Below are 22,971 nucleotides of genomic sequence, written 5' to 3' on the forward strand. Positions count from 1 at the left end.
ATGAGAGGAGCTACTAACAATTGCTTTTACAAAATAAACACAGATATGAATTAACCAGTAAATCCGGAAATCCGCTTTCCGGGCTGATTAGGCTGCTTAGACCCAAGCAGTGGACCAAAAACGCATTAATCTTTGCAGCGCTATTGTTTTCATTTGAATTAATTCGTCCAGAAACGATAATTGCCGTTTTATCGGGTTTTCTCTTATTTTGTGCGGTAGCAGGCTGTGTGTACATTTTGAACGATTATGTGGACAGGGAAAAAGATAGCCAGCATCCTGTGAAAAAACATCGGCCTATTGCTTCGGGCCAGGTGCAGCCAGCGCATGCCTTGCTTATGGGGAGCTGCCTGCTTTTGCTTTCCATTGGGACAGCACTAATGATAAATCCCTTGTTCGGGATTGTATGTATAATTTATTTTGTTTTGAATGTCGCGTATTCTTTTGTACTCAAGCATCTTGTCATTATTGATGTGATGACGATTGCGGCTGGCTTTGTTCTGAGAGCTATTGCAGGAGGCATTTTGATACAGGCCCCGTTAACGCCATGGTTTCTAATTTGCACGATGTTGTTGTCTTTATTCCTTGCTATCGGCAAACGGCGCAATGAGCTGCTGCTTTTGGAAGGCTATACAGGAACGCATCGGAAGGTGCTGGACTCTTATTCCGTCAGTTTGCTGGATCAGTTGAATACGATTGTTACGACAGCGACTATTATTAGCTATTGCCTGTTTACATTTACGGCGGGACGAACTATTCACCTTATGTGGACAATTCCGCTAGTTGTGTATGGCATGTTCCGATATCTGTATCTCATTCATATGAAGAATGAAGGCGGGTCGCCGGATCGCGTGCTGCTGGAGGACAAGCCGATCATGATCACTGTTATTCTATATGTCGTTAGCGTAATTACTATTTTTGCAGTGTTTGAGTAAGGTATGGAGAAAGTAGGGAGCCCGAATTGAGCAGCGTCAAGGCAGCTATTTTTGATGTTGATAAAACGATTATAAGTATCGATTCAATGTTTCATTTTGTCGATTATGGTTTAAGGCGTTATCCTGCGCTTATATATAGATTGCCAGCTATCCTCTGGTTTACTTTCTTATATAAGGCAGGCATTGTAAGTGTCGAAAAAGTAAAACGTGCCTATTTTAAAGGCATTGAACGGATGTCCGAGGAAGATTTGAAGCACTTTTTTAAGACGAGGCTTCAGACGGCTATTTTTGCCGAGGCGAACGAGGAGATGCATGAACGCAAACGGGAAGGTTATATAGTTCTACTTGTAACAGCGTCTCCCCATGCTTATATGAAGTTCTTTCAGGAGTTTGCCTGTGTAGATCATGTCATCGGAACGCAACTGGTTCGCCGACCAAACGGAGGATATACCAGCATCATAGATGGCAGCAATTGCAAAGGGGAAGAAAAGGTTCGGCGCATCATGGAATATTTAAAAGGGCAAAATCAGATCATCGATTATGACCAGTCATGCGCTTATTCGGATTCAACTTCCGATATGCCAATTATGGAGCTTGTGGCAAAACGGTATTTTATAAACAGGCGTGTGCCAGGAGCGGAGGAGCTCAGATGGGGCAAAAACGAATAAAGGGCAGACATGCTGGTAAACTGCTTATGCTGTTTTCTGCCTTTCTGAGCGCCACCGGCCAATTGTTCTGGAAATGGGGACTTCATCAATGGGGATATATGGGCGTTGGATTCGTATGTTATGGTTTGGGGGCGCTGCTGATGATCAAAGCTTTTTCACAGGAGAAGCTTTCCGTCGCCTACCCGATTATGTGCGCCAGCTACGTATTTGCGTTTATGTACGGGTATTTTTTACTTGATGAAATGATTACCATGAATAAAATTGCCGCTGTTCTGCTGCTCGGAATCGGGGTGACGTTAACCAGTGTGGAACGATAGCTGGATCATTATCACGCTAATTGCTATGACATTATGCGGAGCTTTGGGAGGCGCAGGATTAAAAAAATATGCTATCAGCCATAAGCGACTGCACGCAGCGGGTGGCTTAGGCTTTTATGGCATGGGAGCATTACTGAACATTTTGCTCCTGAAATTTCTCCCGCTGACCGTTGTTCTCCCGGCCAATGCGCTTACTTATGTATGGACGCTGGTTCTTGCCAAATGGATCTTTAAAGAAAAAATCGGTCTGCTGCGCTGGTCGGGAGTCGGTTTTATTATGGCTGGATTGTTTATTTTGGTACAATAACAATTTTACAGGATGTGAAACAATGAAGTTTTGGAACTATCTTTTTTTTGATCGCAAAACAAACCGGACTGCTTTTTTGTTGTTTGCCGGACTTGCTTTATTTTATGTCATAATAAACCTCCCTTACGTCAGCTACATTAATGCAATAGCTCCTGATGTACAGGATCATAATCCGTTTGGAACAGCTCTATTTCCATTGAACTTGTTTAATTTTGACCCGTCTATGTATTATGCGACAAACAATTCATCAATCATTCACCCGTTGATCTCCTATTTAATGGCCGTGCTTGGCACCGGGGCAAGATTGTTTGGAGAGAATTGGTTTTTTCTGATCGTTCAATCGGTTTTGAATGCGGCTTCCGCTACACTGGTATTTTTGTTTCTTCGTCAAAAAGCACACGGACAAGCACTCCCGTTGCTTGTATCGCTTCTATTCGGCTTCAGCTCTTATCTGATGTTTACAGCTTTTATTCCTGACTCCTATCCTTATGCGCAGTTTATCATTATTCTTTCCGTTACATATATGAAGTTTGTGCGCGAGCGTGGAGATGCCCGCTATATTCCGCATGGAGTGCTGGGAGCCGTAAACTTTGGCTTGACCTCAACCAACGTTGCGCCTTTTGCAGCAAGTGTTTTTGTTAATTTGGCGGCTTGGAGAAGCAAAAAAGCGATACTCAAATTTATCGGGATGATGTCCCTTGCGGTGGGCATTATTGCCTTATTAACGGGTATCCAGTATCTCGTGTTTGACGGAAGCAGTTGGGTGAATAATTGGTTGCTTGGTATCCAGAAGGGCGGAATGAGCTATGCAACGCCTTTTCAATTCCCTATTCACTGGCAGGCGCTTATTCTGCTGACGATAAATCCGATGCTGTCGCCTCAGGTTCATCTTTTGAGTAAGGGGCTGATGGCTTTTGTAACCGATTTGTCAGTAGCAATGCCCTTTTATGTCGTGTTCGCCGGAGGGTTAATTTTGCTGCTTGCTTTTGCCGGTATCATTAATGGCATACGCGAGCGCGAGACATGGACACTGATCCCTTATCTGGTATTTGCATTTATACTGCACATTGTCATCGGTTTTGGACTCGCCGTATTCCAGTATGATATGTATTTATACGCGGCGCATTATTTGTTTGCCTTCTTTCTTCTTGCGGGCAGATTCGTTATTTTACTTAGGCCTGGCCTCGGCAAGAAGCTGCTGACTACTTTACTTGTTTTGGCCCTATTGATTATGGCGGGCAACAATATCTATCGGCATGCCGAAACACTATCAACCATAAAAATGGAATTTGATCAGATCGCGTTAAAATAATGTTCACTTTTCATTTGGTTAACAATATGATAATATAATGGATGGGTCCGTAGCTCAATGGCAGAGCAACCGGCTCTTAACCGGTAGGTTGTGGGTTCGACCCCCACCGGTCCCATACCATTTTTTTCGGAACGCCCTCCCTGGAGGGCGTTTTTCTGTTGTTCTTTTGCTTGCGTCCCGTGGCATGTTGCGCATTGTGCTGTTTCACCACTGTTTCTTTAAAATATTTTTTAAAATTTTATCAACCCCATTAATCATTTAGGTGTTTAACTAAGTGAAAGACAAAAAATAGACGGAAGGGAAGAATTTTCAATGAAATGGATGAAACAGTTTTCGAGGCTTTCGTTATGCATGCTGCTTGCAATGGTTATGGCGGTGACTCCGATGGTGTCCGCCGCGGCCGAATTCACGCAACCCAAAACATCCGCTCCGCCGGAAATGGTACAACCCTTTGGCCTGTATGACGGTTATACTTATCTGGAATCTTCTCTAATCGTATTAGGAAATAACGACAATGGCACCATTACCATCACGGCGGTCACAACCGCTAAACAATCGGTAGACGAGATTGGGGCTATATTTCAATTGCAAAGATGGACAGGGACGAGTTGGGTTGATTCGGGAAGCGAAACCAAATTGAAACTGGAGAATACCGATTTCTTCTATGATTTTGTCAATCGTTCGGCAACAACGGGGTATTATTATAGAGCCAAAATTAGTCATTATGTCAAGCATGGAAGCAAAACGGAGCAAGTTACCGAAACGACAGGATCTATTCTAAAAAGCTGAGTCAAAGCCAATGAAAAACAATAGACTGCGGACAGCTGGGCGGAAAAATTCCGCTCAGCTCCACAGTCCTTTGCGACATCCATTAATCCATTATAAATGGAGTTAGCGGGGCAGTTGAATGCTTTTTGCGATTTCCAGCAGCCTCTCTCTTTCTAACGTCGTTGTAATAGCAATGTAGAGATCATTTAATGCAAATTCAATTTGGTTATTGCCGTCGGAGCCTACAGTCAAGTAAGCCTCTGTTTGAAGAAGGGACAACCGTTCAAATTTGTTTTTGGCATTATCCGTTGCTGTAAACAAATCCTCCTGCTTATTAAACGGGCGGAAAAATAGACGGAAGCTTTCCCCGTTTTCGCCTTCATACTGCAGCCTGGCGCTTAATAGCTGCTTCGTATTTTCATGGACAACGATAGTGGCAGCCTTCATTTGATAGTATTCAGGGAAAATATGCTGTCCCGAAGACATAAAAGGCAGTTGCTCCCGGGCCTCCCCCCAATTTGTAAACGACAGGATGGAAACGCCGGAGCTTTGAGTTTGCTCGCTAATCTCTGCCATATCATTATCCTCTTGCTCGGGTGGAGGAGCGGTAATCGGCTTTACCTCTTTTGCATCCCTCGTTCCAAAAATGATGTTCACCACATTATCCGTGTAGATAGCGACGGATTTAATAAACGGAGTAAATGCGCTGGTAGCCGCGGGCGTTCCAAAAAGAAATGCGCCGAGCAGAAAGGAAGCCGCAACATAAGGCAGCAACTTGAGCTTGGCATTGCGCTTAGCTTTTTTCGCAAGTGCTTGCTGTACCCGCAGCCATGATTCATCGCTATCCGGCACAAAGGTTTGCTCTTTAACCGCCGATTCAAAGGCTTTGTCAAAGGCTTCGTCAAATCCGTTAGCTCCCCGATTGTTCATCTGGCTCCTCCCATCTACGCAAAAAACGTTTTTTTACAGCCTCTCTGGCCCTGTGCAGCTTATATTTCACTTTATCCTCGGTTAGTTCCAGCTGTTCTGCAATTTCCTTATAGCTTAACTCTCGTTTCCATCGCAGCTCGATCAGCGCCTGGTATTCCGGCTTCAGCTCTTTTAGACATTGACTGATCGTTTCGCTCATCATTTTGAGCTCTACTTCATCTTCCGTGGAGAAATTATCCTTTATTTGCACAACGGCTTCATCTACGTAAACACTGTCGGAAGACACTTCGTTGCGATTTTTTTTCGTTTTTCGAAAATAATTATATACGGTATTGCGAACGACGACCCTGATCCAGCCCTTCAGCTTGGCCTCGCTGTCCACATCCGGCACATGTCCGATAACCTTCAGGAAGGAAGCTTGAATCATATCCTCCGTTGTGGAATGATCCTTGACCATATAAATAATGGGCGGATAGACGAATTGATAGAACTCCTGGTAGATTTCGGCTTGAGTTTTGGGCGCAAGCGCGCCAAAGTCAGTTCCAATCATGAGGAACATCTTGCCTTGCATAACTAAAGACCCTCCTTGCCAATTAAACCGCTTTTAAGAAGTATTTCAAATTTTGAATTTTTACTTTTTTATGTATCCGCTATCCTCTTTCGACATTATAACCTATATTTTCCTTCCTGCATGTGGAATTGTTCATGAGTCTAAAGTGCTACCATAGGGGGAGAGGAAGTGTTAATAAGGTATAAAAGCTTTTCGGAGATTCATGGAGGTGCAGAGTGAAAAAATGGACGGCTATCTCGGCCTTGTTTATTTTCATTTGTTTCCCTATTTTGTTTTTCTCCGAGCAGGATGCTTTGCTTGGCGAGATGAGAGCCAATGCCAAAGGCGATTATTGCATGAATTTGTTTTGGGCAAGCGGCCGGCATGCACTAAGTGACGAGTCAAAGGGAAAGTGGGGCTCGTTTGTTCAAGGAGCTGGTTTTCAGGAGGGCGCTCAAATTCAGTTTACAGCGATTGATTTGGGAGAGCGCCGATATTTGCTGCACTACGGGAGCGATCTGGACGAGCCGGAGCATCACGTTTATATGCTGTTTAATCATGCCAGAATTGTGCTGCAGACGACTAGGCTTGAGCATGTGATGAATTATTTGCAAAATACGGAGGTGAAAGACGCAACAACCCGATGAAATCACCGCCATTGCCATTACACCGGGCCTGCCTTATGATAGGAAAGGCATATCACAATGTACTGCCGCAGCTAAGATGGGAAAGGTTGAGTGGTTTTTGAAATCTTTATTTTCTAAGGAGCAATGGTTTTCGAATATTCGCGGAGATGTGCTGGCGGGTATTACGATTACGCTGGCTTTAATTCCCGATGCGATTGCGTTTTCGTTTATTGCAGGAGTTAATCCCATGATTGGTTTGTTTTCTACGGTTATTATTATGATTGTTATTTCATTCTGCGGCTCGCGTCCGGCGATGGTTTCCTCCGCGGCTGGCTCCATGGCCGTGTTGATGGCTCCTCTTGTGTTGATGCATGGCGTTCAGTATTTGTTTGCGGCGACGATTTTGACAGGTATAATTCAGTTTCTTATGGGTGTTTTTAAAACAGGGAAATGGATGAATTTTGTGCCTGGAGCTGTTGTTACGGGATTCATCAACGCTTTGGCCATTCTGATTCTGATGGATCAGCTGGGGCATCTGGTCAAGGCTGATTGGTTGATGCTGACGGCTGTTGCCGTTACGCTGGTTATCGTATACCTGCTGCCCCGTCTGACAAAGGCGATTCCGTCTCCGCTTGTAGCCGTGACGCTTGTTACGGTCGCTTCGTTCAGTATGGGACTTCCGCTGGAGACGATTGGTTCCCAGGTGCTTATCGACAACACGCTGCCGCTGCCCGGCTTGCCTGATATTCCTTTTACATGGCAGACGCTGGTCATTATTTTGCCCTTTGCGCTTTCGTTGTCGCTCGTGGGTTATACGGAAACGCTGTTGACGCAAAATATGATTGATGAAAAAACAGGAGAAAAAACCGATAAAAACGGTGAGATGAAGGGGCAAGGCGCTGCTAATGCCATAACCGGGCTGTTTGGCGGCATGGCGGGCTGCGCGCTGGTTGCGGAATCCGTCATCCATGTCAAAATCGGAGCAAGGGGCAGATTGTCCACACTGACAGGAGGCGTGGTGCTGCTCGCCTTGATTCTTTTGTTCGGCAAGGTGGTCAACGTCATCCCCGTTGCGGCGCTGGTTGGCGTCATGCTTATGATTTGCTTTGAAATTTTTGATTGGGGATATCTGCTCAAGCTTCGCAGCAAACCCGTTAGCGAAACGGTCATTATGATCGCGACTGTTGCAACAAGCATTTATACTCATAATTTGGCCATTGGCGCATTAGTTGGCGTGCTGCTTAGCATGGCGGTGTTTGTCTACAAGCTTTCGCGCATCCAAATCAATCAGGAAACGATAGAAGGGGAAAAAGTGTACCGGGTCAAAGGAGCGCTCTTTTTTGCCTCCGCCACGGAGCTGCAGGATGCCATACAATTGAATGACCCGATTACCCGTATATGCCTGGATTTTCGGGAAGCGCATCTTTGGGATCGGACCTCGCGTCTGGGTATTATCAATATTCGGCGCAAGCTGAGAGAACGCGGGTACAAGGTTAGAGTCATAGGCTTGCAGTTGAAAGGAGAGAGCAGAAGTTGAGAAGCTTTGAATTGTATACCAGCGGCCGGGACAGCATGACCGACATCACGAAGCAAATCAGAGAAGCTATCAGGGAAAGCAGAGTAGACGAGGGCTACGCTATCGTGTATTGTCCCCACACGACGGCGGGCATAGCGATTAATGAAAATGCCGATCCCGATGTTGTGCGCGATGTTTTGCGGCGCCTTGATGAGGTATTTCCATGGCATCATAAGGAGGACAGGCATGCCGAGGGCAATACGGCGGCACATCTGAAGGCGATGTACACGGGAACGAGCCAGACCGTTCTGATTCAGGACGGCAAGCCCATACTGGGCACGTGGCAAGGAATTTACTTCTGCGAATTTGACGGGCCCCGTACCCGCCGCTTTATGGTTAAAGTTGTGGCGGGTTAATCATCGCAAATTGATTTTCCTCTCACCCAATCCAGCATATCGGGAGTGATCGCAAGCATCCTGTCCTTCGTTACATCCGTTGTAAAATGGGGCAGCAGCTCATGAGCGGTTACAGGCTCGGCTCTGTCCAGCCAGCCCGCAAGACAGCCGATCAGTCCGATCAGCCGTTGAGGTGAAGCGCCATCCTCCCTCAGCGAAGCCAGCGTCAGCGATTTATCGCGTTTGGACAAACGCTCCCCGGACGCATCTCCGATCAGCGGCACATGGGCAAAGCTTGGCGCGGTCAGGCCTAACGCTTCGTAAAGCGCCAGCTGCCTGGGCGTGGAGTCCAATAAGTCGCGGCCTCTAAGCACATCGGTAATGCCCATGGCGGCATCGTCCACTACAACAGCTAATTGGTAGCTGAACATCCCGTCAGCACGCTTCACCACAAAATCGCCCAGCGCTTTCCCGCTAAAATCATGCTCTCCGGCAAAGGCGTCGCAGAAGGTCCACTGACGGTGCGGCATCCTGAAGCGAAGGGCAGGCTCCTTGGAGATTCGTCGCACTGCCTGCTCCGTTTCCGTCAACTGGCTGCAGAAGCCGGGATAAGCCCCTCCCTCCGAAGAAAGCCCATGCGGCGCGCTGCCTATGGATGCAAGCTCGGCCCTGCTGCAGAAGCAGGGGTACAGGAGTTCCTTCTTCACCAGCTCATTTAAAGCTTTCTCGTACAAATCCTCCCGCTTGCTTTGCTCATAGGGTGCGTGAGGACCGCCAATATCGGGTCCTTCATCCCAATCAAGCCCTAGCCAGCGCAAATCCTGCATTTGCTGCTCCGCAAACGCAGGGCGTGAGCGCGGCTTGTCGATATCTTCGATTCGCAGAAGAAGCTGCCCGCCGATCTGGCGCATTTGCAGCCATGCAGCCAAGGCCGAAAAAGCATTCCCCATATGAAATAAACCCGAAGGCGTTGGAGCAAATCGCCCGCGTCTCGTCATGACCATCACCTCATAACAAAAAACAGAACCTCATTGTTTAAAAGTATACACTCAGCAGACCTAACATTGAAAGTCTCCTGACGACTATGAAAGCCTTCCGAAATCTAAAGACAGCGCCTTCCAAAATGCAGAGACAACAAAAAAGCAACATGAACGAAAAACAGGTTCATGTTGCTTCTTCTGTAGTACGGAGCCGACGGGATTCGAACCCGCGGTCTCCTGCGTGACAGGCAGGCATGTTAGGCCTCTACACCACGGCTCCATATGGGTTGTCCCAATGTGAATCAGGCACAAATAAGATATTAACACGATACTCTTCTTATCGTCAATATAAACTTTTTTTCTACATTTTTTTCAAAAATGAATGCTGCTTCACATTTTTTTCAAAAAAAATAAGCTACAATGAGAGGGACAAAGTCACTAAACCGACAAAAAGATATCATTATTCATACTCATTTTGAGAGGGGTTTACATATGAAAAAAGTTGCGCATAAGCTGGCCTGGATCGGGAATACGGCACTAGTGGTTTTGCTGGCCGTTCTGATCGTACAGCAGGCGCTTCTGCCGCTGGACCGCGCTTTGTTTGCCTATAACATGTCGCAAGCTCAATCCCAGACGCCGGACGAACGAATTCTGGTCATTACAATTGATGAAGCGACGCTGGAGGAGCTTGGTTCGTTTAATACGTGGACACGGGATATCTATGCAAGGCTGCTGGATAGAATGTACACGGAGGAGGGCGGGCCAACAGCTGTAGGCTTCGATATAATGTTCACCTCGCCTAGCACGCCGGAGGCGGATGAAGCCTTTGCGGAGGCGCTGGCCCGCCACGAAGGCATTATTTTGCCCTCTTACGCCAATATGGAAAGCGAGTTCTCGAAGTCGCTGGAAGGGCAGAGCAGGTCGGAGTTGCTCCAGCCATCGGAATGGGTCGATCCCATTCCCGCCTTTGCGGAGCTGACAGAGCGGGCGCATATTAACTCCCGGCTGGATAGTGACGGCGTCATCCGCCGCACCTGGCTGCAGCTTGGACGGCCTGAAGGCCCTCCAACCCCGTCGCTGGCCTATAAAATGGCGGAGATGGCCGGGGCGGACGGCAGCAGCTTCCTTGAGCAAAACAAACGGAGCGAAATACTGATCGACTACAACATGCACTCCGGCGATTTCTGGAGCGTGCCTTTTATCGACGTATACCGGGGTGATTTTCCGGCTGAAAATTTTCAGGATATGCTGGTGCTGATCGGCTTTTCTGCCGTTGGCTACGATACCGGAATTACAACGACCGAAAGCGATATGAAGCTGGTCTACGTTCATGCCAATATTGTTCACCAGCTACTGCACGGGGAAAGCATACGGGAGCTTCCCGGCATATGGACAACGGCAGCGTCCGTTCTTTTGTTTGCCTGGATGATTGCAGCAGCCTGGCGCTTCCGTACCGTCATAAGTCTGCTGCTTGCGGCGGGCACAGCCGTTTTGCTGTATCTGGCTCAATATGGAAGCTATATGCTGCTGGGCTGGCATTTTAAAGCAGTGGAGTCGCTTACGGTGTTGCTTCTAACCTACCTCGTTAACATTGCGATCAAATCATTTATGGAGAACAAGCAAAAGGTGTTTATTACGAAGCAGTTCGGCCGTTATCTATCTCCCGATCTTGTAAAGGAAATTGCTCGAAGCGACCGGGAAATACAGCTTGGCGGAATCAATAAAGAGCTATCCATTCTGTTTCTGGACATTCGCGGCTTTACGACCTTATCCGAGAAGCTGAAGCCGGAGGAGGTATTGGACTTCCTTAATACGATGTTTGACGTTATTACACGGAAGGCATTGGATAACGGAGGAACAATCGACAAGTTTATCGGGGATGCGGCCATGGTTATCTTTAACGCGCCGCTGGATGTGGCGGATCATGAATACCGCGCGGTCAAAACGGCATGGGATATTCAACAGGCCATGATCGAGGTGCGAAGGGCAATACAGGAAAAATACGGCGTCACCGTAAGCGTAGGCATCGGCATTCATACCGGCATGGTCGTTGTTGGCAATATCGGCTCCTTCCTGCGTGTGGACTACACGGCAATCGGCGACAACGTCAACATAGCCGCCCGTATCGAATCCAATACCCAGCCCAATCAAATCCTGGTGTCGGAGGAGACGTATTCCCGGACGGCTGAGCGGTTCCGCTACAATTGCATCGGAGAACGGATGATGAAAGGCAAAACCGTTCCCGTTAAGCTATACGAGGTACTAGATGTTGAAGCAGATGGCATGAAGCTAGAAATCGAGAACCGGAGCGTAGTGGGAGCTACGTGAGGATCTCAAATGTTTCCGGAGGAAACATACTTCGTAAGCATGCGCTGATTTCGGCTGAATGCCATATTCGCCGCCCGCCATGACGCTAGTCATGCTCCGTAATAGGAAGCGTACTTTTTGAACGACCCATTAAAATGAGGTTCAAAAAGTTCGGTTTCCAGTACCAAGAAGATGGGATGAAGCTAGAAAATGAGTAGCGGAGCTTAGTGTCAGCTAAGTGAGCAACGGAATTTTCGGCTGAATGCCATATTCGCCGCCCGTCATGAAGCTAGTCATGCCCCGTAATGGGAAGCGTACTTTTTGAACGACCATAAAAATGAGGTTCAAAAAGTACGGTTTCCAGTACCAAGAAGATGGTATGAAGCTAGAAAATGAGTAGCGGAGCTTAGTGTCAGCTAAGTGAGCAACGGAATTTTCGGCTGAATGCCATATTCGCCGCCCGTCATGAAGCTAGTCATGCCCCGTAATGGGAAGCGTACTTTTTGAACGACCATAAAAATGAGGTTCAAAAAGTACGGTTTCCAGTACCAAGAAGATGGTATGAAGCTAGAAAATGAGTAGCGGAGCTTAGTGTCAGCTAAGTGAGCAACGGAATTTTCGGCTGAATGCCATATTCGCCGCCCGTCATGAAGCTAGTCATGCCCCGTAATGGGAAGCGTACTTTTTGAACGACCATAAAAATGAGGTTCAAAAAGTACGGTTTCCAGTACCAAGAAGATGGTATGAAGCTAGAAAATGAGTAGCGGAGCTTAGTGTCAGCTAAGTGAGCAACGGAATTTTCGGCTGAATGCCATATTCGCCGCCGGCCATGACGCCAGTCATGCCCCGTAATGGGAAGCGTACTTTTTGAACGACCCATTAAAATGAGGTTCAAAAAGTTCGGTTTTCCAGTACCAAGAAGATGGCATGAAGCTAGAAATCGAGAACCGGAGCGTAGTGGGAGCTACGTGAGGATCGGAGATTTCGGCTGAATGCCATATTCGCCGCCGGCCATGACGCCAGTCATGCCCCGTAATGGGAAGCGGACTTTTTGAACTTCCTCTAATAGATAATGCAAAAGGGGTAGAGAAATATGGACAACCTTACAGTAAAATAGGCCTACATATATATGCTGAAGGAGACTGCATTATCAATACGCCCGACCTAAACATCCAGGTTTGTGGAATCGGAAGCATACCTAAATTTTTGAAAAAGCAGGAAGCCAATTGCTGAATACTATTTTCAGCTTTGAGATAATAGGCATTTTGACTGAATAAACTAGCGGGGGTTGAGAGATTTGCGTGTTAAGCAAAAGGAAAACGTACAAATGGCAGGGCGTATGTCTGCACTGGTCAAGGGAGCAAGTTTATTAGCTGCAAGCACGCTGCTTGCACTAAGCGTCAACATTCACGCATTCGCCGCATCGGAATCCGTGAAGCCCTTTGGCATTGGGGATGCCATTCGGGGAGAGCGCGGCAGCCTTCTGCTGGAGGTATCCACAATTGCCGGCTCGGGGGAGCCTGGCGACAGGGACGGTTCTGCTTTGTCGGCCGCTTTTCGTTCCCCGCAGGGCTTGCTTGCCCTGCCTGACGGTACTTTGTACATAGCGGATACAACCAATCATCAAATACGAAAGCTGTCGAATGGCACAGTATCGACCTATGCCGGGCTGAAGTATTGGATCGACGGCTTCAGTCTGCCCACTGGAGCTTTGAGCGACGGAGCCGCCGATAAGGCGGAATTTAATTCGCCGGTTGGCATGGCGGGGGATACCGCCGGGAATTTGTATGTTGCCGATGCTGACAATCACGCCATCCGAAAGCTTTCGCCGCAGGGCAAATGGTCAACGCTGGCTGGCGACGGTATTTTGGGACGAGAAGACGGCGTTGGGAAGGAAGCGCGCTTTTATTACCCGCAATCGGTTGCTGTTGATCCTGACGGAAATGTATATGTAGCGGATTCCTTGAACCATCTCATTCGTAAAATTACGCCGAACGGAACAGTTACGACGTTAAACGACAAGCAAAACAGCGGAGTCCAGGTCATGCCGGGATTGCTGGTGGAAAGCGGCGGCTACCGGGACGGCGCATTAGCCCAGGCTTTGTTTAACGAGCCCTCTGGCTTGGCATTGGACGCCAAAGGCAATTTGTATATTAGCGACACGGGCAATCAGCTCATTCGATATATCGACCTTTCAAGCGGAACGGTTTCGACCGTTGCCGGAGTAGCTCCAGCAATGACGGCATCCCCAGCAGCTGCAACCGCAGCAGCATCCACAAATACCGTGAATGGGGCAGATGGCGGGGCGGAGGGCAATTTGCTTTACGCAGAGGGCGGCTACCGGGACGGTAAAGCAGCAGAGGCGCTGTTCCGCTTTCCGCGAGGTTTGGCGGTTACGCCTGAGGGCGGGCTGCTTATCGCAGATAGCTTGAATCACGCCGTACGTTATTTGCTGAACGGGGAGGTCATCACACTTGCGGGCGGCCAAGATGGCGAACGCGGCTGGGAGGATGGAATCGAAGGGCAGCATGGTCTGCAGATGCCGTCTGCGGTGGCGCTTGGCCAGGACGGCACTGTGCTGGTAGCGGATAGCTATAATAACAAAATTCGCAAAATAACGCTGCAGAAGCTGCCAGAGCGGAAGGCCGGAGAAACGGCTGTGCGGATCGTGACGGGGATAGAGGGCAAGCCGCTTGCCGTGGAAGCCGAGCTTCGCAAGGGACGCACATTAGCCCCGGTCAGGGCTGTTGGAGAAGCATTAGGCTATAAAGTCACTTACAAACAAGATACACGCGAAGCTCTCCTGGAAAAGGAAGGCCTGGCGGTAACGCTTAAGCTGGATGAGGCTCTTGCTCTTGTTAGTCAAAACGGCGCTACTCCGGTTAACTATGAATTGGATTCCGCACCATTTATTCAGAAGGGCACTGCCTACATCCCGGTTCGTTATATTAGCGAGTTGATTGACTCCAGCGTGGAATGGCATGCAGATAGCAAGACGGTTATCATTCGCGGCGCATCAGCCGGAAACGGAGGGAATAAATAAGTATGGAGGCATCTGGAAACAAGCTTGACTCACGAGCAGGGGCTGTCGTTTTACGTCCTGCTGCTCCAATGACGGTCAGGATGCTGGCGATGATGGTGGTGCTTGCGCTTATGCTGGGGGCGGTTTTGGGCCCCTTTACGGGAAGAGCGGCTGCCGAAAGCGTGCGAATCGCTACCATTTTGAGCGTGTCGGGAACCGTGGAAGTGAAAAAAGCCGGCGGCAAAAAATATTTTAAAGCCTATAAAAATATGCCGTTGAATGCTGGCGACCATCTCAAAACAGGGAACAAATCCTCGGTAGCCATCAAGGTGCAGGATCGGGGAGATGAAGCTACGCTTGGAGAGGGCTCATCGCTCTATATCTCGGAGTTAAAAGAAAAAAGCGGTAAGAAAAAATCCAATTTTACGCTCTGGACGGGCAGCGTCTGGATTAAAGCCAGCTCGCTTGTATCCACGGAAGAGGAGTTTGAGGTGGAAACGCCAACAGCCGTCATGGGCGTTCGGGGAACAACGCTGTTTGTTACGGTTGACCCCAGAAACGGGGATTCCAACTTCCTTATTATGTCGGGGGTTGGAGTTGTTCAATCCAAAAATCCGGCAGATCATGTTGACAAAAATGTCTCCATCTACCCCGGACAGACGTTAACGACTTATTTCAACACTGACGATAAAGTATGGCATCTGGGAGCGTCGATAATCGACATTGACCAAATAGCATCGTTGCTTAGCTATGAAACATTAAAAGCGATTATTGATAGCAAATATAAGATTGATCAGGAGAACGATGAATTCATTAAAAGGTTAAGTTCAGAGCTGAATGGCGGAACAACGCAAGCAGGCAGCCTGGACATCCATAATAAAACGGACCTGGATCGTCTTATTTACAATTTGGAGTATCTGGTTGGCGCTATAGTACAAAAGGCCATTCAGCTAGGCAAGGTCGATGAGAAAATTGTCCGTGCTCAAGTGGATAGCGCCAACAAAAGTCTGGACAAAAAGATTGTACTGGACGATAACAGACCTCAGCAATTAAGCGAAGAGGAACTGGCCAGACAGAAAAAAGTGAAGCAGGCTATGCTGGAGCGCGAACGACTTCTGCAGCAGGAAAAGGATAAGGCGCTCAAAATCCAGCAAAGTGCGGAGGAGGCCGCAAAGCAGCGGTTGGCCGAGCTTCAAAAATTAAGTGAAGCTAATGAAAAGGCCGCAAAGGAGAGACAGGCGGCGCTGGAGAGCGAATATAAAAAAGCGCTTGGGACTGAGAAGGCCAAGGAATTCGAGGAGGCCAAGAAAAAACTGGAGACGGGCGCTGTAACCGCAACGCCATCTCCGACCTCGACGGCTCCTGCGTCGACATCTGCACCAGTGGCGACACCAAACCCTACGCCGACACCTGTCACAACTCCGGCGCCAACGCCAACTTCTGACCCGGGCAGCAGTACTCCGTTGAACGGGACAGGCTCCATCGCCGGGCCAATTTCGCAACTTGTATCCGGCGCAGAAAATGTAACCTACGGTCCGGCAAGCGGAAGATTAACGGTTAATGGCAATGTTACCATTTCTGGCGATGCAGCGGCAATTGGCCGATATGACCTACGCAATCTTTCCATCAATGGAAATCTGAACGTCAATGTGCCCGGCGGCAGCGTTAGCCTGCTGAGCGGCGTTATGGTAAGTGGCACAACAACGATTGTTGACGTGGCTTCGCAGACCTTCAGAAGCGAGGCTCAGCACGGCGGTGAAATCGTAGTTGCTGATGAGACGGGAACCCGGGTTATTTTGGCCGGGGAGGCGTCAAATTCGACTGTGCGAATAAGCGGCTCCGGACATGTCACGCTGGAGGGGGCTTATCATGGCGATATTACAATTGAAGGGGCCGTTGAAACCCTTGTGCTAAAGGGTGAATTCAGGGGCAATCTTATTGTGAGCCACCCTGGCGTAACCATTCAGGTGGAAGAAGGTACGACGTTTGACGGGGTATTGGATATCCGGGCGGAAGGCGTCAAGCTGAGCGGAGTAATTGGAGCTATTAAAGCGATTCTTCTTGCATCGGGTATAGAACCCGACCCTTCGGTTTATGAAGCGATTGCCGCTATAGAGGCAGCCCAGCTGAGGGTGCTTAATGAAACCGAAAGCGACGAGGAAATGCTAAGTATATTGAAGGTTCTTGGTTACAGAGATGCCACTCTATGGCATGCGCATGAGTTGATTGAATACCGTGAGATAGAATTTTATAATGGCTTCGAAAGTCTTCAGCGTGCAAGAGAAGCTATCGGGCATGTTTTGGGAAAAGAGCTGCCTCCAACATTAAGCGTATCCGGCGCTGTTGAGCAAGGGAAAGACGTTGTTATTGCGTTTGAAGAAAATGCCGATTGGGCAGATTCTGTTAATCAAATCTGGCTGCAATACCTGGATGAAAACGGTACTCCCCTTGATGAATACGGCGTTGGCGAAGGTTATAGCGTTTTTGAAAATGAAATCACTGTGAATGGCGCTATTTTCCTAGAGGGGCTCCCCCCGGGGCAATACAGAATCGTTGTGATCGCCGATGAGGGACGATACTTGAAGGCTTATGTGACAGTAACCATCACTCCTATTGATTATTTGAATGGTGAATATGGCGAGTTGCCGCATACCATTACGGTCTATGTCAGTGGCAATGAGGACCGTCTGCTGGGACCATCTGATGAATGGGTCGAGAACAACGAGGGGCCGCTCGAGGTGAATAATCTGAAGATTGAAGGTGCCGGATCAGGAACTTATACAATTCGGAATCTGCTCATCAATGGTGATATGATCATCGATACGCCTAGAGGCAGCGTTACGCTGAACGATAGCGTTAAATTTAAATATGAATATGAATATGAATTTGGAAGTCCTGAAATTTGGATAAAAGATATTAGTGAAGGAGCTGATGGCTCTGGAGGTTTTACAAGCTACACGCCTGATCTTCCTTCATTTATCTATGTGACGGACACCAATGTTTCACGCCTTGAATTGAATCCGGAGGTTAGGAGCCTCTATACCCCAGAGGTGATCTTTGAAACGCCAGGGCAAACCGTATTGGCAGGAATCTTTGATTGGGTAGATATCGGAAGTGGCCCTTACCTCGGAGGAGAAGGTGAAGAAGGCAACGAGGAAGGCAATGAAGCAAACCTTGAACCTAGGTTGCTGTCTCTTTCGGAAGGGGCCGTCATCCAAACCTTGAAGCTGCGGACTCCATTTGTCGAACTGGGCGAAATCAATGGTGTTATTTTGCAAATTGATGCCTGGGATTTGAATGAAGATGCCGAGTTACATTTTTCGGTGACTGAGTATGTTGCTTTGCTGGATGACAAAAACAGAAAAGCCAGAGAAGCTCTTTTTGCGGAGTCCTACGAGGGAGAGGGAGAGGGAGAAGGAGAAGGAGAAGCAAAAGCGCAGTTCGAGGATGTATTGGAATTTATCGGAATGAATAAGGCCGACATTCAAGAGAAGGGCGGATGGCTATGGGGAGAGTTGAGAGGCAACGGGGAAGAGGAACCGCCGTTTGACCTTAAGATATTGTGGTCGTTAGCTAATATACGCAGACTGTAATTAAAACTAGCTGAGGTGCGGGATAAATTCTCAATTAATGGTTTGGAGATGTAGGAGAATCTGGCCTGATCTGTTGTTTGCCGGTCATTAATGACCGTTAAAAGCTGAAATAGCTTAGTTTGTCGTTAGCAACGGTCATCCGTGTCCTTTAGCGGTCCCAATTGGTATAAACCAGCAGGATTATGGGGTTTTACGGACGCAAATGTCCTTTACAAAGTGACATTTCGTGAAAAACAGCTCCTAAAGGACATCGATGTCCGCAAGACCGAATACGCCGCCGATGGTGGCTGGAATGATGCGCCGCCGATGTCCCCAACTTCATTTTATGATATCGTCCATGCAGAAACGCGCCGCACCCGACGGCGCGTTATTCTGTATCTAGTCATATTCAGCACCAACGGCGCGTTATTCTGTATCCGGGCATATTAAGCACCTACAGCGTGTTTTTTGCATGGGAACATGGTACAGCTAACGTGGCTTAGCTCCCCATAATACTAATACTTTTTAGTAATGATCTTATGTCCAATCCATCATAAGCAAACCTCATTGTTCTATTCAATATTTCTTATAGGCGGAAACGAGCCAATTTCATTGACCGAAACTGGCCGTTATGGTAGTTTTAAAGCAATAAAATAATTCATACTGATGAACTAGGAATTCGGAGCGTGTTCATAACCTGCTCTAGTTAAACAGGGAAGATGCGAGGTGGATTTTGTTGCAACTCAAGGTGACGAATAGTCCGTTTTCGGAGGAACAGGCAGCTCTGCTTAATACGCTGCTGCCAACCTTGACGGGAACGCAAGTGCAATGGCTGAACGGTTTTTTGGCTTTTTATGGTGGCGGAACGGGTGTTACCCCGATTGAAAATGGATTGACTGCTGCTCCAGATATTGCCGCGGCTTCATCTGTGCTTGCTGCTGCACCGGGTGCGGCTGCAATTGCGGAAGCGGTGCAAGTGCAGGCTGGAGCACCACGCGAAGCGACCGTGCTGTTTGGATCGCAAACGGGTAACTCTCAGAGGCTTGCCGGTCGTTTGGCTGACAAACTGAAGGCATTAGGGTTTGAAGTGACGTTGTCGGCCATGAATGTCTACAAGCCGGCAAATCTGAAAAAAACGGCCCATTTGTTTATTGTGGCCAGCACGCATGGCGAAGGAGATCCGCCGGATAACGCCTTGCCTTTTTATGAATTCCTGTACAGCAAACGCGCATCGGGTCTTGAAGGACTCAAATATTCTGTACTTGCGCTAGGAGATACGTCGTATGAATTTTTCTGCAAGACGGGCCGGGACTTCGACGAGCGACTTGCAGAGCTGGGAGCGGAGCGGATAGCGGACCGCGTGGAATGCGATCTGGATTTTGAGGAGCCGGCTTCTCTGTGGTTCGGCAAGGTGCTGGATGCGGTGCAAGCATCTGTAGCAGGAGGGGCGGCTGTGGCTTCACAGGCCGTGTCCGCGCCTGCAGCGGATAGCCAAGGAACGGAAAACCTCTATTCCCGCACCAACCCGTTTCGGGCAGAGGTGCTGACCACGATCAACCTTAACGGCCGCGGCTCGGACCGCGAGACGCGCCATCTTGAGCTGTCGCTAGAAGGATCGGGGTTAAGCTACCAGCCGGGCGATTGCGTTGGTATTTATCCCGAAAACGATCCTGCATTAGTGGATGCCATCATTGCTCAAATGAATTGGAAGCCGAACGAGATTGTTTTGCCTGAAAGGCAGGGCGAGGACGCAACGCTTCGCGGAGCGCTTCTGCGCCATTTTGAAATTACCGTGCTGACGCGCCCTCTGCTGGAAAAAGCACAGTCTTATTCCGCCGACGGCCGTTTGGCCGAGCTTCTGAAGCCGGAGAACAAGGATGAGCTGCGGTCTTACGTGAACGGACGCGACTTGCTTGATTTGCTGCAGGATTTTGGGCCGTGGACGTTGCCTGCGGGAGCCGTTACGACGGTATTGCGCAAGCTGCCGCCGCGCCTGTACTCCATTGCTAGCAGCAATAAGGCGAATCCGGATGAAGTCCATCTCACCATTCGCAAAGTGGAATATGAAAGCCATGGCCGCAAACGTGGCGGCGTTTGCTCCGTGCAGGTGTCGGAGCGGCTGGAGGCGGGAGATACGCTGCCGTTGTTTATTCAGGAAAATCCCAATTTCAAGCTGCCGGCTGATCCGTCAACGCCGGTTATCATGATTGGTCCGGGTACGGGCGTTGCCCCGTTCCGCGCTTTCCTGGAGGAAAGAGAGGAGCTTGGATCGGAAGGGAAAACATGGCTGTTCTATGGCGACCGCCATTTTGTAACCGACTTTCTCTATCAGACGGACTGGCAGCGGATGCTGAATTCCGGCGCGCTTAGCAAGCTGGAGGTTGCATTCTCCCGTGATTCGGAAGAGAAGGTTTATGTGCAGCACCGGATGCTGGAGCATGCGGCGGAGCTGTACGGCTGGCTTCAGGAAGGGGCGCATATTTACGTCTGCGGAGATGAAAAGCACATGGCCCATGACGTTCACAAAGCGCTGCTGACAATCGTAGAGCAGCAAGGCGGATTGGACTCCGAAGCAGCAGCTGCTTATGTGGCTGAACTGCAAGCTACCCAGCGCTACCAGCGCGATGTCTATTAAGACAGTCAGGGCTATCGGCACGGCGTCTTTTTAGGACAGTCAGCGCGGTTAGAGGGACTTCAAAAAATGCTTCCCATTACTGAATATACTTGCGACATTAGCAGCATGAAAATATAGAATTTTAGCAAGACTTGAAGGAGTTGAACGGAAATGGCAAACGGACAAAAGGTAGTGCCGATTGGCGGCCCTCCAAGCGACGTTGAGCATCTAAAGCAGGAAAGCAACTATTTGCGCGGTTCCCTTGTTGAAACGCTGCAAAACCGGGTTACGGGCGGCATGAGCGAGCTGGACAACCGTCTGATGAAGTTTCACGGAAGCTATATGCAGGATGACCGCGATTTGCGCAATGAGCGGCAGAAGCAGAAGCTGGAGCCTGCTTATCAGTTCATGCTTCGCGTGGTTACGCCAGGCGGCGTAGCCACGCCGGAGCAATGGCTTGAAATCGATAAGCTTGCCCAGAAATTCGGCAATGGCACCATCAAGCTGACGACCAGGCAAGCCTTCCAGCTTCATGGCGTCTTGAAATGGAATTTGAAGCAAACGATTCGTCAGGTCAATGAGGCCATGTTGACCACATTGGCGGCTTGCGGCGACGTCAACCGCAACGTCATGTGCAACCCCAATCCGGAGCAATCCGATGTGCATGAAGAGGTGCACAAGTGGGCTAAGGAGCTTACAACTCATCTGGCGCCCAAAACGCCTGCTTATCATGAAATTTGGCTGGATGGCGAAAAGCTGGACAAAAATTTGAAGATAAAGCCCAAAGGCGAAGCTGGAGCCAAAGCAGCAAAGGTGTCGGCAGCAGCTCACGACAAAGCTGGAAAGCATGGAGCGGCAACAGCCGTTGCGGAAGCGCCAGTCAACGGGGCTGACCCTGTGGAGCCGATGTACGGACCGGTTTATTTGCCCCGCAAATTCAAAATAGGGATTGCCGTGCCGCCATCCAACGATATCGATGTTTATTCCCAGGACCTTGGCTACATTGCTATTGTAGAAAAGGGCAAGCTGGTCGGCTTTAACGTAACGGTCGGCGGCGGCATGGGCATGACTCATGGAGATACCAGCACGTACCCGCAGCTGGGCCGATTGATCGGCTTTTGCAAACCTGACCAAATTCTTGAGCTTGCTGAAAAAACGATTACGATTCAACGCGATTACGGCAACCGCTCCGTGCGGAAAAATGCCAGATTCAAATATACGATTGACCGCCACGGCCTGGAGTGGTTTGTGAGCGAGCTGCATGAGCGGCTTGGCTGGGAGCTGGCTCCCGCCCGTCCGTTTACCTTTGAACGTTCAGGCGACACGTACGGCTGGTCCAAAAACAAAAACGGCAAGTGGAATTTTACGATGTATATCAATAGCGGACGCGTCGTAGATACCGAAGGCAATATGCTGATGACGGGCTTGCGTGAGATTGCCAAAATTCATACCGGCGATTTCCGGTTATCCGCCAATCAAAATCTCGTTTTGGGCAATATTTCGGCTCAAAAGAAAAAGCAGGTTGCAGCTTTGCTGGAGCAATACGGCATCTCCGAAGGCTCGCATCATTCGGCAATTCGCCGCAGCGCGTTGTCCTGCGTTGCTTTACCTACCTGCGGTTTGGCTATGGCGGAAGCGGAGCGTTATTTGCCAACCTTGCTTGGCAAGTTGGAGCCAGTGCTGGAGGAAGCGGGCTTGCGCGATGAGGAAATCAATATCCGCATGACCGGCTGTCCTAACGGCTGCGCCCGTCCGGCGCTTGGCGAAATTGCTTTTATCGGAAAGTCCCCGGGGAAATACAATATGTATATGGGGGCAGGCTTTTCGGGCGACCGGCTGAGCAAGCTGTATCGAGAAAATATTGGTGAGACGGAAATCATTGATACGCTGAAGCCAATCCTCCATCACTATGCGTCCGAACGAGAGCAAAACGAGCATTTTGGCGATTTTGTTATTCGCGCGGGCTATGTTAAAGCAGTAGCCTCGGGTCTGGACTTTCATAGCTAAACCGGTTTTCTTCACCGGGAACAGGAAGTTTTTTCTTATTAACCAATTTCTAATCAACCAATAGGAGTTAAATGAGACGCCTATAATCTTTAATGCCAGTTAAGCCGGCCGCCATCTCCAGTGATACACTGGAACTGGGTGTGCCGGC

At 49.0% G+C, this 22,971-nt stretch carries 17 protein-coding genes and 2 tRNA genes; 15 read left to right on the plus strand and 4 right to left on the minus strand.

Annotation, left to right across the window (positions count from 1 at the left end):
• Positions 1-20: 20 nt before the first annotated feature.
• The 7 genes from A7K91_RS10955 to A7K91_RS10985 all read left to right on the plus strand — a co-directional run bounded on the left by A7K91_RS10955 (position 21) and on the right by A7K91_RS10985 (position 4,325).
• Positions 21-932: a decaprenyl-phosphate phosphoribosyltransferase gene (locus A7K91_RS10955; RefSeq protein WP_068682553.1), complete on the plus strand. Its 912-nt coding sequence runs from the start codon at positions 21-23 to the stop codon at positions 930-932.
• A gap of 26 nt (positions 933-958) precedes the next feature.
• Positions 959-1,600 carry an HAD-IB family hydrolase gene (locus A7K91_RS10960; RefSeq protein WP_068682556.1) on the plus strand — a complete coding sequence of 214 codons (642 nt, stop codon included), beginning with the start codon at positions 959-961 and terminating at the stop codon, positions 1,598-1,600.
• The gene (locus A7K91_RS10965) at positions 1,582-1,917 is read left to right on the plus strand and encodes a DMT family transporter (protein ID WP_068682557.1); all 336 of its coding nucleotides are present in this window, start codon (positions 1,582-1,584) and stop codon (positions 1,915-1,917) included. The genes A7K91_RS10960 and A7K91_RS10965 overlap by 19 nt, the downstream gene beginning before the upstream one ends.
• Positions 1,904-2,224, plus strand: a complete 321-nt coding sequence (locus A7K91_RS10970) for an EamA family transporter (protein ID WP_245697417.1) — start codon at positions 1,904-1,906, stop codon at positions 2,222-2,224. Before A7K91_RS10965 ends, A7K91_RS10970 begins: the two co-directional genes overlap by 14 nt.
• Positions 2,225-2,246: 22 nt before the next feature.
• On the plus strand, positions 2,247-3,536 hold the full coding sequence (locus A7K91_RS10975; RefSeq protein WP_068682558.1) for a DUF6080 domain-containing protein: 1,290 nt from the start codon (positions 2,247-2,249) through the stop codon (positions 3,534-3,536).
• A 43-nt stretch (positions 3,537-3,579) separates the two neighbouring features.
• A tRNA-Lys gene (locus A7K91_RS10980) sits at positions 3,580-3,651 on the plus strand.
• Between the two features lie 197 nt (positions 3,652-3,848).
• Positions 3,849-4,325, plus strand: a complete 477-nt coding sequence (locus A7K91_RS10985) for a hypothetical protein (RefSeq protein WP_068682560.1) — start codon at positions 3,849-3,851, stop codon at positions 4,323-4,325.
• Positions 4,326-4,427: 102 nt separating this feature from the next.
• Here the strand turns inward: A7K91_RS10985 and A7K91_RS10990 are convergent, their stop codons facing one another.
• Both A7K91_RS10990 and A7K91_RS10995 read right to left on the minus strand, forming a co-directional pair.
• Positions 4,428-5,234, minus strand: a complete 807-nt coding sequence (locus A7K91_RS10990; protein WP_068682562.1) for a DUF4367 domain-containing protein — start codon at positions 5,232-5,234, stop codon at positions 4,428-4,430.
• Positions 5,215-5,805, minus strand: a complete 591-nt coding sequence (locus tag A7K91_RS10995; RefSeq protein WP_068682564.1) for an RNA polymerase sigma factor — start codon at positions 5,803-5,805, stop codon at positions 5,215-5,217. Before A7K91_RS10995 ends, A7K91_RS10990 begins: the two co-directional genes overlap by 20 nt.
• A gap of 215 nt (positions 5,806-6,020) precedes the next feature.
• Between A7K91_RS10995 and A7K91_RS11000 the strand changes: the two genes are divergently transcribed.
• The 3 genes from A7K91_RS11000 to A7K91_RS11010 all read left to right on the plus strand — a co-directional run bounded on the left by A7K91_RS11000 (position 6,021) and on the right by A7K91_RS11010 (position 8,342).
• Positions 6,021-6,431, plus strand: a complete 411-nt coding sequence (locus A7K91_RS11000) for a hypothetical protein (RefSeq protein ID WP_068682566.1) — start codon at positions 6,021-6,023, stop codon at positions 6,429-6,431.
• Between the two features lie 97 nt (positions 6,432-6,528).
• Positions 6,529-7,947, plus strand: a complete 1,419-nt coding sequence (locus tag A7K91_RS11005; protein WP_245697419.1) for a SulP family inorganic anion transporter — start codon at positions 6,529-6,531, stop codon at positions 7,945-7,947.
• A complete protein-coding gene (locus A7K91_RS11010; protein ID WP_281198617.1) occupies positions 7,944-8,342 on the plus strand; it encodes a secondary thiamine-phosphate synthase enzyme YjbQ in 399 nt (132 codons plus the stop codon). The genes A7K91_RS11005 and A7K91_RS11010 overlap by 4 nt, the downstream gene beginning before the upstream one ends.
• On the opposite strand, the gene gluQRS is transcribed toward A7K91_RS11010, so the two are convergent.
• Complete coding sequence (gluQRS, locus tag A7K91_RS11015) at positions 8,339-9,319, minus strand: tRNA glutamyl-Q(34) synthetase GluQRS (RefSeq protein ID WP_068682570.1); 981 nt, start codon at positions 9,317-9,319, stop codon at positions 8,339-8,341. The genes A7K91_RS11010 and gluQRS overlap by 4 nt on opposite strands.
• Positions 9,320-9,507: 188 nt before the next feature.
• Positions 9,508-9,581, minus strand: a tRNA-Asp gene (locus A7K91_RS11020).
• Between the two features lie 212 nt (positions 9,582-9,793).
• Between A7K91_RS11020 and A7K91_RS11025 the strand changes: the two genes are divergently transcribed.
• The 5 genes from A7K91_RS11025 to A7K91_RS11045 all read left to right on the plus strand — a co-directional run bounded on the left by A7K91_RS11025 (position 9,794) and on the right by A7K91_RS11045 (position 22,823).
• Complete coding sequence (locus A7K91_RS11025) at positions 9,794-11,629, plus strand: adenylate/guanylate cyclase domain-containing protein (RefSeq protein WP_068682572.1); 1,836 nt, start codon at positions 9,794-9,796, stop codon at positions 11,627-11,629.
• A 1,276-nt stretch (positions 11,630-12,905) separates the two neighbouring features.
• On the plus strand, positions 12,906-14,651 hold the full coding sequence (locus A7K91_RS11030; protein WP_082967383.1) for a stalk domain-containing protein: 1,746 nt from the start codon (positions 12,906-12,908) through the stop codon (positions 14,649-14,651).
• A gap of 2 nt (positions 14,652-14,653) precedes the next feature.
• On the plus strand, positions 14,654-18,223 hold the full coding sequence (locus A7K91_RS11035; protein WP_068682574.1) for a FecR domain-containing protein: 3,570 nt from the start codon (positions 14,654-14,656) through the stop codon (positions 18,221-18,223).
• 715 nt (positions 18,224-18,938) lie between these two features.
• Positions 18,939-20,837, plus strand: a complete 1,899-nt coding sequence (locus tag A7K91_RS11040; RefSeq protein WP_068682576.1) for an assimilatory sulfite reductase (NADPH) flavoprotein subunit — start codon at positions 18,939-18,941, stop codon at positions 20,835-20,837.
• A 150-nt stretch (positions 20,838-20,987) separates the two neighbouring features.
• Complete coding sequence (locus tag A7K91_RS11045) at positions 20,988-22,823, plus strand: NADPH-dependent assimilatory sulfite reductase hemoprotein subunit (RefSeq protein WP_068682578.1); 1,836 nt, start codon at positions 20,988-20,990, stop codon at positions 22,821-22,823.
• Positions 22,824-22,971: the final 148 nt, after the last annotated feature.

The organism is Paenibacillus oryzae (assembly GCF_001675045.1).
In the GTDB taxonomy this organism is placed as follows: Bacteria; Bacillota; Bacilli; order Paenibacillales; family Paenibacillaceae; genus Pristimantibacillus; species Pristimantibacillus oryzae.